This window comes from Actinophytocola glycyrrhizae (assembly GCF_042653545.1).
Lineage (GTDB): Bacteria > Actinomycetota > Actinomycetes > Mycobacteriales > Pseudonocardiaceae > Actinophytocola > Actinophytocola glycyrrhizae.
Genome location: NZ_JBHSIS010000002.1, coordinates 1,005,434 through 1,019,423, shown reverse-complemented (window position 1 = coordinate 1,019,423; position 13,990 = coordinate 1,005,434). Strand labels below are relative to the sequence as shown.

15 protein-coding genes are annotated in these 13,990 nt (G+C 69.8%); 7 read left to right on the top strand and 8 right to left on the bottom strand.

Annotation, left to right across the window (positions count from 1 at the left end; translation table 11 throughout):
- Nucleotides 1-6: 6 nt before the first annotated feature.
- From ACFPCV_RS04565 to ACFPCV_RS04550, 4 genes are all read right to left on the bottom strand, one after another.
- Nucleotides 7-288, bottom strand: coding sequence for a hypothetical protein (locus tag ACFPCV_RS04565; RefSeq protein WP_378054723.1), 282 nt, complete (start codon nucleotides 286-288; stop codon nucleotides 7-9).
- Nucleotides 289-306: 18 nt separating this feature from the next.
- Nucleotides 307-543 carry a hypothetical protein gene (locus ACFPCV_RS04560; RefSeq protein WP_378054722.1) on the bottom strand — a complete coding sequence of 79 codons (237 nt, stop codon included), beginning with the start codon at nucleotides 541-543 and terminating at the stop codon, nucleotides 307-309.
- A 139-nt stretch (nucleotides 544-682) separates the two neighbouring features.
- Nucleotides 683-1,060, bottom strand: coding sequence for a DUF1622 domain-containing protein (locus ACFPCV_RS04555; protein ID WP_378054721.1), 378 nt, complete (start codon nucleotides 1,058-1,060; stop codon nucleotides 683-685).
- 52 nt (nucleotides 1,061-1,112) lie between these two features.
- A complete protein-coding gene (locus ACFPCV_RS04550) occupies nucleotides 1,113-2,273 on the bottom strand; it encodes a hypothetical protein (RefSeq protein WP_378054720.1) in 1,161 nt (386 codons plus the stop codon).
- A gap of 164 nt (nucleotides 2,274-2,437) precedes the next feature.
- Here ACFPCV_RS04550 and ACFPCV_RS04545 point away from each other — a divergent pair, with 164 nt between their 5' ends.
- The 5 genes from ACFPCV_RS04545 (at nucleotide 2,438) to ACFPCV_RS04525 (ending at nucleotide 6,966) form a co-directional block, all read left to right on the top strand.
- The gene (locus ACFPCV_RS04545) at nucleotides 2,438-2,992 is read left to right on the top strand and encodes a Rho termination factor N-terminal domain-containing protein (protein WP_378054719.1); all 555 of its coding nucleotides are present in this window, start codon (nucleotides 2,438-2,440) and stop codon (nucleotides 2,990-2,992) included.
- A 249-nt stretch (nucleotides 2,993-3,241) separates the two neighbouring features.
- Nucleotides 3,242-3,643 carry an STAS domain-containing protein gene (locus ACFPCV_RS04540; RefSeq protein WP_378054718.1) on the top strand — a complete coding sequence of 134 codons (402 nt, stop codon included), beginning with the start codon at nucleotides 3,242-3,244 and terminating at the stop codon, nucleotides 3,641-3,643.
- A complete protein-coding gene (locus ACFPCV_RS04535; RefSeq protein WP_378054717.1) occupies nucleotides 3,640-4,854 on the top strand; it encodes a hypothetical protein in 1,215 nt (404 codons plus the stop codon). Before ACFPCV_RS04540 ends, ACFPCV_RS04535 begins: the two co-directional genes overlap by 4 nt.
- Nucleotides 4,855-4,859: 5 nt before the next feature.
- A complete protein-coding gene (locus ACFPCV_RS04530) occupies nucleotides 4,860-5,435 on the top strand; it encodes a hemerythrin domain-containing protein (protein WP_378054716.1) in 576 nt (191 codons plus the stop codon).
- A gap of 184 nt (nucleotides 5,436-5,619) precedes the next feature.
- Complete coding sequence (locus ACFPCV_RS04525; protein WP_378054715.1) at nucleotides 5,620-6,966, top strand: serine/threonine-protein kinase; 1,347 nt, start codon at nucleotides 5,620-5,622, stop codon at nucleotides 6,964-6,966.
- A gap of 23 nt (nucleotides 6,967-6,989) precedes the next feature.
- Here ACFPCV_RS04525 and ACFPCV_RS04520 read toward each other — a convergent pair whose 3' ends face one another.
- Together ACFPCV_RS04520 and ACFPCV_RS04515 are read right to left on the bottom strand one after the other, a co-directional pair.
- Nucleotides 6,990-7,994: an aldo/keto reductase gene (locus ACFPCV_RS04520; protein ID WP_378054714.1), complete on the bottom strand. Its 1,005-nt coding sequence runs from the start codon at nucleotides 7,992-7,994 to the stop codon at nucleotides 6,990-6,992.
- An 82-nt stretch (nucleotides 7,995-8,076) separates the two neighbouring features.
- Nucleotides 8,077-8,349: a hypothetical protein gene (locus tag ACFPCV_RS04515; RefSeq protein WP_378054713.1), complete on the bottom strand. Its 273-nt coding sequence runs from the start codon at nucleotides 8,347-8,349 to the stop codon at nucleotides 8,077-8,079.
- A 369-nt stretch (nucleotides 8,350-8,718) separates the two neighbouring features.
- Here ACFPCV_RS04515 and ACFPCV_RS04510 point away from each other — a divergent pair, with 369 nt between their 5' ends.
- Nucleotides 8,719-9,393, top strand: a complete 675-nt coding sequence (locus ACFPCV_RS04510; RefSeq protein ID WP_378054712.1) for a helix-turn-helix transcriptional regulator — start codon at nucleotides 8,719-8,721, stop codon at nucleotides 9,391-9,393.
- Between the two features lie 257 nt (nucleotides 9,394-9,650).
- The gene (locus ACFPCV_RS04505) at nucleotides 9,651-11,252 is read left to right on the top strand and encodes an alpha/beta hydrolase (protein WP_378054711.1); all 1,602 of its coding nucleotides are present in this window, start codon (nucleotides 9,651-9,653) and stop codon (nucleotides 11,250-11,252) included.
- A gap of 179 nt (nucleotides 11,253-11,431) precedes the next feature.
- Here the strand turns inward: ACFPCV_RS04505 and ACFPCV_RS04500 are convergent, their stop codons facing one another.
- Nucleotides 11,432-12,457 (bottom strand): putative sugar O-methyltransferase, encoded by a 1,026-nt coding sequence (locus tag ACFPCV_RS04500; protein WP_378054710.1) that lies wholly within the window; start codon nucleotides 12,455-12,457, stop codon nucleotides 11,432-11,434.
- Between the two features lie 101 nt (nucleotides 12,458-12,558).
- Nucleotides 12,559-13,947, bottom strand: a complete 1,389-nt coding sequence (locus ACFPCV_RS04495) for a serine/threonine-protein kinase (protein WP_378054709.1) — start codon at nucleotides 13,945-13,947, stop codon at nucleotides 12,559-12,561.
- Nucleotides 13,948-13,990: the final 43 nt, after the last annotated feature.

The window sequence follows — 13,990 nt, the reverse complement described above, 5'->3', positions numbered from 1 at the left end:
CCCGGTTCACGGGTACACCAGTTGCGAGAACCGCACCGGCGACGAGGCGGCCACTCGCACCTGCCCCTGCTGCACACCCACCCAGTTGTCGAGGCTGGGACGCAGGTCGAACCGGATGGCCATGCCGGTGGAGGGCTCAGCGGGGAACTCGTAGACGAGGTAGCGCCCGTCGACGCTGACCGAGTCCGGCTCGGGTGTGGTGGCGGTGACCTCGTTGTTCAGCAGGAAGTCCTGATCGACACCGATCCGGAACGTGCCGTCGGCGGCCAGGCCCGGTTCGACCCGCACTTCGAGTTGGGTCGCGCCCTAGTGGCGCACGAACCTCTCGTAGCTCACCCGCAGTTGCCCCTCGGCGCCGGTCGCCTCGGCTTCGCTGAGCGGACCGCCGCCCCACAGCCCCAGCAGACCGGCGAGCACGACAAGCGTCGTGACGATCCACGCGACGCGGTTGACCAGCCACTCCCGCCGTTGGGTGACACGGTCCTCGCCCACCAGTTTCGCCACGTCCGAATCAACCGGGTCGCTCTCCCCCCTGCTGCTCATCGCCTCGTGGTTCCCGGGCCGCGCGGCCCCAAACCTGCTGTCATCCGTACGGGGCCACGCCGGCAGCGGTCACTCTGGTGACCTCACGCGGGCTGGCCGACATGCCGAGCCGGACCAGGAGAAGCGGTGGCAGGCGCGGTCACGCCGACCCGGCACCCTGGGTCGTCTCCCGGTCCCGGCGGGCCTGCCACGGCCAGCGGCCCTCCAGTTCGACCTCCAGCGAGAAGCTGAGGAACGTCCGCACCGCCACGATCACCGCGAGCACGCCGACACTGGAGTAGCTCGGCGAGATCGCGACCGTGCGGATGATGTCCCCGGCCACCAGGAACTCGAGGCCGAGCAGGATCGCCCTGCCAAGGCCCTGCCGGTAGCGGCGGTAACCGGCGGTGAAGTCCTGCCGGGCGGCCAGGCTCCGCAGGAACCGGATCGTGCCGACGAGCGCTCCCACCACGATGACCGCGACGCCCGCGGCGTCGATCGTGGTGCCGATGATTTCCATGACGTCGGCGAAGTTCACGACACGTCGTCCCTCCCGGTCCGTGGCAGGCGCGCGACGGCTGACGTGGTGCTCAGTCGCGGCGGAACTGCCTGATGGGGGTGGTGTGGTTGTCGGTTTCGTGCTCTGCCCGCTGCCGGCGCTCGTGTTCGCGGTAGCCGTAGGTGGCCCGGCGCACGGTGGTGTCGTCCTCGAGACCGGAACCGACCGCGCCCGCGATGGTGCCGAGGACGGTCGCCATCAGCGCGATGGTGAGGTAGCTGCGCGGGCTTGCGCTGCCGACGTTCTCGGCCAGGTAGGAGGGTGGCACGACGACGAACACGGTCATGACCGCGATCGCGAACAGCGCGAGGAAGAAGATCGTGGTGCCCGCCACCACGGTCGTGACCGTGCTGGCGTTGCGCAACCGCACCTCAGGAGGCCGGGTGCCCATCGATCCGTTGCCGTCGTCCCACAGGTGGTGCCCGGCGACGAGCCACACGGCCATCGCGCTGATCGCGCCCACGGTGATCGCGACCAGTCGCGGGATGCTGAGCGAGGTGGCCAGTGCCCAGATGGACGAGTACAGCACCCCGAACGCCACGCCGGTCATCGCGCCGGCGAGCGCGGTGGACAGGCCGAGGACCATCTGCCACGGCCGGTTCGCCCGCACCATTCCGGCCACCAGGCGCGGTGTCGCGAGCCTGCCCTGCCGCACGACGTCCACTGTGGTGTCGTCCGGGGCGGGGCGCACCAGGCGCCCGGCGTTCGATGACAGCGCCGCGCGCATGGCGGCGGTGGCGGCGGACCCGTCGTGTCCGCGCGCCGCGAGGTGCTCGACGATCGACACGACGAGCGCTCGCAGCTTCCGGCGCAGGAAAACCCCACCCAGAGAGGGCAGCGACACCACCGCGACCCTGTCCTGTTCGTCGATTGTGGCGACCACGACGTCCGACCCTCGGCGGGTGGGCAGGTCGGTGATGCAGACGGAGATGTCCCAGCGGGTTCCGTGCACGTGGTGACGGGCTTTGTCGACCAGGTTGCGGTAGTCGGGGTACATCGACTCGAACGGGTCCTGGACGACCTCGACCCGCCACGTCCTGCCCGTTCCGCAGCGCTCGCCGAGTTCGTCCGGGAGCACGGCTCCCAGGTGGTCGGCCAGAGCGGCGGGCAGGTCGGGGTCGGTCAGCAGGCCGACGACGATCTCGTCCTGTGCCTCCGGTTCGCCTGCGGGCGTCTCATGTTCGGCGGTCATGCCATCCAGTCAGCTGTCGGATTTCGGATGTCATGGCACTACCCGGTGACGCGGCCGGAAAACTTCTGCCGTCCCTGACCAGCGGGACACCAGTTCTGGTCCCTCACACAGGCGGTTCTCCTGGCGCGGCGAATGCCGGCAGCAACCGAGGGTACGCGGCCCGCATGGCTGAACAACCAGGAAACCAGACACCGGACACACCGGACGTGGACGAGACCGAGCTGCGCGGCATGAAGGCCGACGAGCTGCGGGCCAGGGCCAGGGAGCTGAACGTCTCCGGCGCGTCGGACATGCGCAAGGAGGAACTCGTGCACGCCGTCGCGACCGCGACCCAGGAGGGCGAGAGCGGCGGCGTGCGCACCGGCCCCGAGTCCTCGAAATCGCTGAAGTACTCGCAGGAGATCACCTCCCCCGACGACGATCCGGAGCGGCCGGGACGCAGCCTCGTGACCACCGGCCACGAGGTGATCCGGCAGTGGGCCGAGCAACGCGATGCCGCGCCCGCCACGGTCGAGGGCACCGAGCACGACGACCACCTCGGGGTGCTGCGGTTCGACTTCCCCGGGTACGGCGGGGAGGACCTGCGGCACGTCGAGTGGGACGAGTGGTTCGCCACCTTCGACGAGCGCGGGCTCAACTTCATCTACCAGGAGGAGCGCGGCGACGGTTCGCAGAGCAACTTCTTCCGGCTGGAGAACCCCGGCCGTGAGGACGCCTGAGGAGCTCTGATGCTCGTGCAGGCGACCGGGCACCGCGCCAGACGTCTCCACCCATCCGTATGACGAATCCGTCATGCGCGGTCTTTCCTGTGGCGAGTGGTTTCGGTTGCTTGCCCACGGGAATCTGAGCACCACTGTCCGTGCACGCAACCGATCCGGTCGTGCCCGGGCATGCGGAGAAGGGAAGGACCTGGGATGACGACGGTTGTACGTACTGGCGAGTGGGAAACTGTGTTGTCCTGCAACGGTTTGAGGGTCGAGTCAAGCACGCCGGACCCCGGGGTGCTCGTGCTCGCGGTGGACGGGGCGCTGACCCCGGCCACCCACGGGCCGCTGATCCGTTGCCTGGCCCAGCACGTCGTGACAGCGCCGTCCGTGCTCCTGCTGGACCTGTCGAACGTGATGACGTTCGACGAGGGCGCAGCCGGGGTCCTGGTGTCGGTGAGCAGGCAGGCCCGTCGGCGCCGGGTGGCCGTGGAACTCGTGGTGTCCCGCTACGAGGTGGCCAAGCCGATCCAGCTCGCCGACGCCGACCTCCTGCGGGGAGCGTGGCCGACACTGGACGACGCGCTCGCGACGGTGTGCGGTCCCTCGTTGCCCGGTTCCTTCCGGCCGGCGGCACAACAACTCGAGAGAAGAGGGGTCTCATGACCTTCAACCCCCTGGAACACCGCGGCATTCCCCTGGACAAGCAGTTGCGCAACTGGCGAGAGCTCGACGTCTCGCCCATCGATCCGGACAACGCCGATCCGTACACCCGGTGCCGGATCATCACCATGAACGGTATCGAGGTCGAGGCGCTGCTGTTCAGCCACCAGTTCGCGCGGCACTGCCCGGACATGGAGGTGAAACGCAAGCTGGCCGAGGTGCGTTACCTCGAGCAGCAGCAACAGAAGTCGGTGAACTGGCTGCTGCCGGGGGTCTCCTCGGCGTTGGAGACCACGATCGCCTACGAGCAGGTCGCGGTGGACCTTACCGCGTGGGTGGCGAGGATGGAGCCGGACCCGTACCTCAAGCAGGCCTACCAGTTCGGTGTCCTGGAGGACTTCGACCACCTCTACCGCTACTCGAACCTGTACGAGATGGTGCAGCACCGCAAGGCGGAGAAGATCGTCGACGGGCTGACCGAGGTGATTCCCGGCCGCCCCACCAAGTACCACCACCGGCACCCGCACGACAACGTGCGTGAGCCCTACGACCGCAACACCGCTGAGCCGATCTCGAAGCTGCACGCGTTGACGATCATGTCGGCCGAGCAGCAGACCATGAACTTCTACATGAACGTGGGCCCCGAGTACATGGAGCCCATCGCCCGCCAGCTCTACCAGGAGATCGGCCTGATCGAGGAGGAACACGTCACCCACTACGAGTCCCTTGTGGACCCGGGGGAGACGTGGTGGGAACGGCTGGTCAACCACGAGTACAACGAGTGCTACCTGTACTACTCGTTCATGGAGACCGAGTCCGACCCCCGGATCAAGGCGATCTGGGAGCTGCACCTCAACATGGAGCTGGAACATCTGCGGGTGGCCTGCGACCTGATGCGGCAGCACGACGGCCGCCAGCCGGAGGAGGTCGTGGCACCCGAGCTTCCCCAGCCGGTGACGTTCGAGCCCAACAAGGCGTATCTGCGGGAGTTGCTGGACACGCAGATCGACCTGACCACGCTGGGCACCGGCTACGTCCGTGAGGCCCACGAACGGTTCGAGCGGATGCAGGAGGAGATCCACGGTGGCGAGGAGCCGCCAAGCGAGCGGGTCATCGACATGCACCGGGAGCAGTTCGGCGACGACTACCGGCTCTCCACCGAAGGCGAGCACCCCGTGGAGCGGCTGCGGGAGCAGCACGCCGAGAGGAGCTGACCGGGATGGCCGTGGAGGACCAGGTCGAGACCACGCACGACGTCGTCGACCTGCTGCTGGGCCAGCACCAGCAGATCCGGGACCTGTTCATCGAGGTGCAGTCCACCGCCGGAGCCGGGCGGCGGGACGCGTTCGCGCGGCTGGTCCGGCTGCTGGCCGTACACGAGACCGCGGAGGAGGAGGTGGTGCACCCGCTCGCCAGGACGGCCATCGCGGGTGGTGACGGTGTCGTCGACGACCGGCTGGCCGAGGAACGGGAAGCCAAGGAGGTGCTGAGCAGGCTCGAGGAACTGGACCCCGACAGCGAGGAGTTCGGGAGCCTGCTGGACACGCTGCGCATGTCGGTACTCGAGCACGCACACCACGAGGAAGTCTACGAGTTCCGCTACCTGCGCCAGCACTATGACGCCGACCGGTTGCGGACCCTCGCCACCGCGTTGCGGGCGGCGGAGAAGACCGCGCCGACGCACCCGCACCCGGGGGCGGAGACGGCGACGGAGAACCTCGTCGCCGGTCCGGTGCTCGCGGTCTTCGACCGCGCTCGGGACACCCTCCGCAAGGCGATGTCGGACAAGGAGTGAACCGGCGGGCGGGTGGGGGGCTGCCCCACCCGCCCACCGGAGTCTCGTTCCGCATTACGGCCACCGAGCAGCACGCGTGGCCGCGGCCGCCATCCCTGCCTGCTTCCTCCTCCATAGGATGAGCGCGGGTGTTGGGTGGTCGTGATCTGGAGTGGGCCTCGTGTGGCAGTTCGGGCGTTACCGGATGGAAGAGTTGATCGCGCGCGGGGGCATGGGCGAGGTGCACCGGGCCTACGACACTCAGCACGATCGAGTGGTCGCGATCAAGTTGCTCGGTGCGCACCTGGCCGACGACGCCGAGTTCCGGCGCCGGTTCGACCGGGAGGCGCGTGCCGCGGCCCGGTTGCGGGAGCCACACGTCATTCCCATCCACGCCTACGGCGAGATCGACGGCCGGCTGTATCTGGACATGCGCCTGGTCGACGGGGAGGACCTGAGCGCGGCCTTGGCCGCTCGCGGGCCGATGTCGCCCTCGGCCGCTGTCGACGTGATCGGCCAGGTCGCCGGTGCGCTGGACGCGGCGCACGCCGAGGGGCTCGTCCACCGCGACGTCAAACCGTCGAACGTGCTGATCGACGCCGGTGGCTTCGTCTACCTCGTCGACTTCGGCATCGCTCGTTCGATGGCGAAGACCGCCGACATCACCCGCACCGGTATCCCGATCGGCACCGTTGCCTACATGGCACCGGAACGTCTCCTGCCCGACGGCCGGGTGGACCACCGGTCGGACGTCTACTCGTTGGCGTGCCTGTTGTTCCAGTGCCTCGCCGGGGCCCCGCCGTTCCCCGACGAGAACCCGCTCGCCCTCATGCAGGCCCACCTCAACCGGGAACCACCCACGCTCACCGGACACCGGCCCGACGTGTCGCCTGCGTTCGACCACGTCATCGCCACCGGGATGGCGAAGCGGCCCGAGGAGCGGTACGAGAGTGCGACGGCCTTGGCCTCGGCGGCCAGGTTCGCCCTGCGGCAGCCCCCTGCGACGAAGGCGGTACCAGGCACACACCCGATGCCCGTGCCCGCCCGTCAGCGGAGAGCACCGCGCAGAAACCGTGGCTGGCTCGTCGGCGCCGCGCTCGCGGGATCGGTCGTACTGGCGGCGGCGGCAGCACTGATCTGGCTGCCGCAATGGCGTGGTGACGAGACCGCGAACCAGGGGCCCACGACGACAGCACCGTCCGGCACGAAGCTCCCGGACGCGGACCTTTCGGTCTCGGCTCCCCTGAGCACGCCGGACTGCGACGGCAGCTACCTCCTCATCGTCGGCTCGGCGGTCGACCCGAGCAAGTACGGACGCGACGTCCAGGCCTTTCTCGACGCCAATCCCGACGCGAACTACCTGCACGCCCCGACCACCGGATGCCACTCGCTCCGGCACCGACTCGACGACGCCGACATCTACGCCGTCTACTACGGCCCTTTCCCCGACATACAACAGGCGTGCGACAAGCGCGCTGTCGTTGGCGGGGAGTCGTTCGTCCGGCGCCTCGACGGCACCTCGTCGCCGGAGCGCACCGTCAGCTGTGGCTGACCTGGACCAGGTGATGTCGGTGCTCAGCGTCGGACGAAGCCGGACAGCAGACCGTACGGGTAGGGCGGTGTCTCGGTCTCGCTCGCCGCGGTGAGGCGCTCCGCCTGTTCGGGCGTGAGGGCCCAGTCGACGGCGGCCAGGTTGTCCCGCGCGTGATCGAGGGTGCGTGGGCCGATGATCGGGGCGGTGACCGGCGCGCGTTGCAGCAGCCAACGCAGCGACACCTGTGCCGCGGTGCGCCCGGTCTCGGTGGCGATCGCGGACACCTCGTCGATCACCCGCCAGGTGCGTTCGGTGGCGTAGCCGCTCCACGGGATCGTCCCGGCTTCGGCCGCCTCCTCGACGCGAGTGCCCGGCACCGGGGCGGTCGCACCGCGCCGGTGTGCGCCGGCCAGCCAGCCGCCCCGCAGCGGGGACCACGGGATGACGCCGAGGCCCTCCCCACGGCAGACGGGGAACAGCTCCCACTCGGCCTCCCGGTCGAGCAGGTTGTACAGCGGCTGCAGGCACACCAGGGCTTCCCAGCCACGCAGCAACGAGACGTCGACGGCCTTCTGCAGTTGCCAACCGGTGAAGTTGCTGACCCCGAGGTAGCGGACCGTTCCCGCCCGCACCAGTCCGTCGAGGGTGGAAAGCGACTCCTCGAGTGGCGTGCCGTCGTCCCAGACATGCAACTGGTACAGGTCGATGTGGTCCGTGCCGAGCCTGCGGAGGCTGGCCCGCACGGCGTCGAGGATGTGCTTGCGTGACAGGCCACGCTCGTTGGGTCCCGGTCCCATCTCGCCGAACGCCTTCGTCGCGACGACGTAGTCCTCGCGACGCCGCGTCCTGAGCCAGCTACCCAGGATCTCCTCGGAACGACCCCGCCCGTAGACGTCCGCGGTGTCGATGAAGTTGCCGCCCGCCTCGGCGAAGGCGTCCAGTATCCGGTGGCTCGTCTGCTCGTCGGTCCGCTCCCCGAACATCATCGTGCCGAGGCACAACTCGCTCACCTGAAGACCCGACCTGCCGAGGAATCGATAGTCCATGGTGTGAAAGCTAGGCCCTGGAGCGCGCTCCAGCTCAAGTGCCGGACGACGATCTGCGACGACGAGGTCGGTGCGGCGTGGATCAGGGGCCAGAGGGCCGCCGTTCCGCGACGGTGCCGGGCGCGGCGCCGGGCACCTCGGTGCGCACCTCCGAGTCCCGCAGCACCTCCCGCGCCTGTGACTCGGGGTCCGCGCTGCCCGCCGCCTCCTCTTCCGGCAGCAGCGCGGCCCTGGTCTCCGTCCGCTCGTCGACGCCCGTGCTGCGGTCGAACTCCTCCGGCCGGTCGAGGTCGTGCTCCTCGCGCGCCTTCGCCTCGTCGAGGTCGCCGGCTCCAAGGTCCAGTGGTTCACTCATGCCGCGGTGGTACCCGGCACCGACGGGCTTCACGCCTGCGGAAACCACGGTTCACACCACCCGCCGGTCACTCGGTGAGAGGTGTGTGACCCGGCCGAGGGATGCCGATTTCTGCTTCTGCCATTCTCGTGAAGCGGGTGATCGGATTGTTCCGACGAGTTCTTGTCGCCGTGGCGGGAATCGTTCCCACCAGGCCCACGGATTCGCGTCGGGCCCCTCGACGTCGTGGATCGCCGCGGCGGTGGCCGGTGCACCCGGTCGGTGCCGGGGCCCCGGACGTTCAGGGTCTGTACAGGTGCCCTCCCACGATGGGCTTCAGCCACGAGGTCCGGCCGGCTGGCGGAGGACCCGGACCAGGCACGCGAGCACATGGCAACCGCGTTGCGTGCCGAGCAGGCCAACCCGACGACGTTCCACCTCACCGGGCGGCACGGCCTTTCGTTGTTGTTGCGGGCGCTGGACGGAACACTCACCTGGGCGGAGTACACGCGGGTGACCTCGTTGCCGGCGGCCGGACTGCGCTGGGACCGCCACTTCGCCCTGCTGGCCGCCGCCGTGCTGGCAGGACAGCACGGCGACGCGGAGAACGCGACGGCGTGCCTGGCGGCGAGCCAGGAAGCGGGGGAGTTGTACCCGGTCGCCCGCCACCTTGGCCTGCGCCTGGTCGGCGCGGCCGCTGCCCGCGACGGATGGGGCGAGCCACAGCGGTGGTTGCGTGCGGCCGAGCAGTACTTCCACGACGCCGGGATCCCCGCGGTGGCCGGTGCGTGCCGCGCGGTGCTGCGGCAGACGGGTTTCCGGGTGGCCCAGCGCAGGCCGGGGGTGCAGGACGTCCCGGACGGCCTGCGGTTCGCCGGTGTGACGGCACGCGAGTACGAGGTCCTGTGCCTGCTCGGCGTCCGGCTGGCCAACCACGAGATCGCCGAACGTCTGCACGTGTCCCGCCGGACCGTGGAGAAGCACGTGTCGAGCCTGCTCGCCAAGACCGGTCTGACCAACCGCCTCGCCCTGATCAAGCTGGCTGCGGATGACCAGGGCCCGTGAGCTGCCCCGGCACCGGGTGTGGGAGGACTGAGGAAACCGAGTGCGGTCCAGTGGCTGTCCTGTCGCCGCAGTCGGCACCCGACGAAAGTCGGCGGCCGAATGTCGCAGTGAAAACGCCTGATTCGCCGATACCGGTCGGCATTCGCTTGTGTGAGTGTTCGCCCGGTGGGGTGGCCCATCGCCACTCTCATCGGGAGAACAGGAGCGGTCTCGACGTGAGATCCACGCGATCGACAAGACGTGGTGCCGTGCTGGGCATGGCACTGTTGACAGGTGTAGCGGGGCTGGTGGTGCCCGCGGCGGCGAGCCCGGCCGCGGCGGCGCCTTCGGCGCAGGCGAAGGTCGCGCCCATCGAGTGGGGCGAGTGCGCGGCGCAGGACCTGGCCAACGTCCCCCCGGAGGAGCGCGACAAGTTCAGTTGCGGCAACTACGCGGTGCCGTTGAACCACGAGCGGCCCAGGCAGGGCACGATCAACATCGCGCTGATGAAGCGCGCCGCCAACGACCAGGCGAACCGGGTCGGGGCGGTGTTCCTGAACCCGGGCGGTCCCGGCGGCAGCGGCTACCGGTGGCCGACCACCAGCCGGCTCGACGGGCCCATCCAGGACCGGTTCGACCTGATCGGCTTCGACCCGCGCGGGGTCGGGCGGAGCACACCGTTGCGCTGCTTCGCGACCGACGAGGACGCCGACGCGGTGTTCGGCCGGATGGAGCCGCTGCCGATCACCTCGGCCGAGGAGACGGCGACGCTGAAGGCCAACAAGGACTACGGCAAGTTCTGCAAGCGGTTCGCGGGCCCGCTGATCAACCACATGTCCACTGAGGACGTTGCGCAGGACCTCGACGTGCTGCGCGCCGCCGCGGGCGAGGACAAGCTGAACTACATCGGCTTCTCCTACGGCACCCTGCTCGGCGCCACGTATGTGAACATGTTCCCGAAGAAGTCGCGGGCGATCATCCTGGACGGCAACGTCGACCCGACGCTGCGCCTGCTCGACGGCGTCGAGTACGACCGCCAGCGCACCAAGGGGTTCGAGATCGCGCTGGACGGGTTCCTCACCGAGTGCGACCGCGTCGGGGACGCGTGCGCGTTCTCCGGTGACGCCAGGACGAAGTGGGACCGGACGCTGGACTACCTGCGCGACACCGCCACGGTCACGCTGCCCGACGGCACCGAGGTGGACGAGGCCACGCTGGTCGGCACCACCGCCAGCGCGCTCTACAGCCCGGCCAGGTTCCGGGCACTGGCCGAGCTGCTGCAGGCCGTGTGGGACGCGAGCCACCCCTCGGCACAGCGCAGGTCGGCCCCGGTCGACCTCGCGGCGGTGAAGGAGCTGATCGCCGGTGCCGGCAAGGCCACGCGGGACGCGCCGCCGGACGCGCCGTACACCTCCGACGACTCCTACGCCGCGGTGAACTGCTCGGACAAGCCGTTCAACAACACCCAGCAGGACATGCCGGGGATCGCCGACCGCTGGGAGCGGCAGATGCGCTCCTTCGGCCGCTACCTCGCCTGGGGTGACCCGGCGATCTGCCCGACCTGGCCGGTGAAGCACCCGGACGCGTTCCGCGGCCCGTGGAACACCCGCACCCCGAACCCGGTGCTGGTGGTCGGCAACTACTACGACCCGGCCACGCAGTACGAGTTCGCCAAGCGGATGTCCAGGCAGCTGGGCAACGCGCGGCTGGTGAGCGTCGACTCCTTCGGCCACTGCATCCTGGGCGACAGTGCCTGCGTCGACAAGATCGCCGCCGAGTACATGGTCGACCTGAAGGTGCCGGGCCCCGGCTCGGTCTGTTACCCGGACGTGCGCCCGTTCGACCCGGCCGCGGAGGCAAGGACCGCGATCGGCAGCTGATCTCGGCGTGAGAACCGGCCGGTGGGAACAGTTCCCGCCGGCCGGTGCCATGCCCGAAGCGGACCTGGACCGCCCATCGAACTCAGGAGATCCCTTCGTAGCGGGTGGCGACCGCCGCGGCGCCCATTCGGCGTGTCTCGGGTCCTGGAAGGTCACCTCCAGCGCGGTGTCCGTGCCGGTCAGGTGCGCTTGAGCACCACCAGCTCACCGGCGCTGTAGATCAGCGGCCTGCCGTAGCGGCCGCTCACGGTGTACCCCCGCTCGCCGAACATCTCGACGATCCGGTCGGAGGTGACGGGGTCGAGCACACCGCCCTCGGTGTCGCTGGTGGCGCGGCGCTTGCCCTCGCGGGAGTTCAGCGACACCACGTGGGTCACGCCGAGGTCGGCCACCATGCCGACGTAGTGGTCGACCACGTGCGGCTCCATCTCCTGGAAGGAGAAGGAGTTGACGAACACGTCGAACGGGCCGCGCACGTCGGGCAGCCGCCAGTTGGGCAGGCAGCCGGACGCGGGCGGGTCCAACGGGCCCGCGACGTCCAGCGCGTCCGGGATCCGCACCCGGTCGCCGAACAACGTGGTCAGGTAGAACGAGGAGACCGTGAGCAGCGGCGGGATGTCCAGGTTGACGTAGCGGGCCTGCTCGTCACGCCGCATCAGGATCTCGCCGAGCACACCGAAGCCGCCGCCGATCTCGAGGAAGTGCCGGGGCGGCTCGTCTACGTGCCGGGACAGCGCGGCGAGACACAGCAGGTAGTTCAGGTACGGCTTGCCCCACCGGACCGAGTCCTCGTCGGTCAGCGCGTAGTGCCGAGGGGGCTGCCCGACCGCGCTCTCGCCGAAGCCCTCCAGGTCGAACGGCCAGCGGGACTGGTCCCAGGTCAGCCGCGCGGCGTCGAAGTCCCGCCGCGCCTCGTGGAAACCGTTCGTCGTGCGGATCCACGAGAACTTGGACAGGTCCGGGTTCTCCTTGAGCGCGAGCTTGAAGGTCTTCTCGAAGGTCCGGGGCGGCAGGGGAGTGTGGTAGCTCGGGTAGAACCAGTAGCCGGCCGTCGGCCAGGACTTGAACCCCTCCATGCCCCGCTGCTCGAGGTCGGCGAGGATGTCTCGCAGCCCCGGCGTCCAGAAGTTCGTCGGGCGGTAGACCGCGTCGCAGTCGCGCACACCCTCGAGCAGTTGCTTCGTCAAGCCGGTCCAGTCGGTCACGACACGCCATCGTGCCGGGTCGGGCGACGTTTGGGTAGCCGACCCGCGACACCGGACCCCCGGGGCCGGTCGCGTGCGTCGTGAGCGGCCGGTCGTCCTCCTCAGTCCGCGTTGGCGGTGGTGGAGGGCGGTGCCGTGGTGGTCTGCTCGCTGCTGGTCGTCGGCGGGGGTGACGTGACGGTGGTCGTCGACGCCGGTGCGCTGTCTGTCGTGGTCGGCGGCGGGGTGGTCGAGGCCGTCCGGGTCGGCTGCGGCGACTTGCTCGTGGATGTCGTCGGCGTGCCGGTCTGCCTCGTGTCGGCCTTGGGGGTCCGCCCCTCGCCCGTGTCGGTCCGTTCGCCCCTGTCCGTCTGCTCGACCGCGACCGGGGCCACCGGTGCGGACACCGGCGTCGGTGTCGCTCTGCCGTCGATGGTCCCGTTCGCCGGCACCCGTTCGTCCGCCGGATCCAGGCCCGCGCTGCTGCCCAGCAGCCAGAGGCCCACGGCGACCAGTGCGACCACGAAGGCTCCGGCGAGTACCAGGGGTCCACGTACGTGCTGCGGCGCAGCGGGCGCACTCGGTTCCGGCGCGGGCGAACGGATCAGCTCGGTGGACCCGGTGATGCCGTCGTCCGCTGGTTCCGAACCGTCCGGTGGGGTCGGCGTGGTCGGTGCGGCCACCACGACCGGCAGCGGCGACTCCGGAACCTCGCCCCGGCTGACGGCGGCGATCAGATCCGCTGCCGTCGAGGCCGTCGGACGGACTGCCGGGTCTGCTGCCAGCATGGCGGTCAGCACGTCGGTCAGCGGGCCGCACCGCTGCGGCGGGTTGATCCTGCCGCCTGCCACGGCATGCAGTAGGCCGAGAGCATTCGCGGAAAGGCCGAACGGCGGTTCTCCCTCGATCGCGGCGTACAGGGCGGAGCCCAGCGAGAAGACATCGGAGGCCGGGGTGGGCTCACCGCCGAGAGCCACCTCCGGCGCCAGGTAGGCGGGGGTGCCCGCGAACAGGCCGGTCCTGGTCACCGTGCCGTCGTCGGCGGCCCGGGAGATGCCGAAGTCGGTGAGCTTCACCGAGCCGTCGTCGCCGAGCAGGATGTTGCCCGGTGTGACGTCGCGGTGCACGATGCCCGCGGCGTGCGCGGCCGCGAGCGCGGTGGCCACCTGCGCACCGATACCTGCCACCTCGTCCGGCGCGAGGGGCCCTTCCTCGGCCATGACCGTGGCCATGCTGCGCGACCGCAGGTACTCCATGACGAGGCAGGGCACACCGTCCTCGTCGACGACGTCGAACACGGTGACCACGTTGGCGTGTTGCAGCTTGGCGGCGATCCGGCCCTCACGCAGGCAGCGGGCCACCGCCTCGGCGGTCTTGTCCGCCGGAAGACCGGGATGCAGCAGCAGTTTCTTGACCGCCACCGCGCGGTTGAGCCGTTCGTCGTGGCCCTGCCAGACCACGCCCATCGCGCCAGTCCCGAGCCGGTGGACAAGGCGATAACGCCCAGCCACCAGTTGCCCCTCGTCGCCTTTCTCGTTCGCACGGACGGTCTCA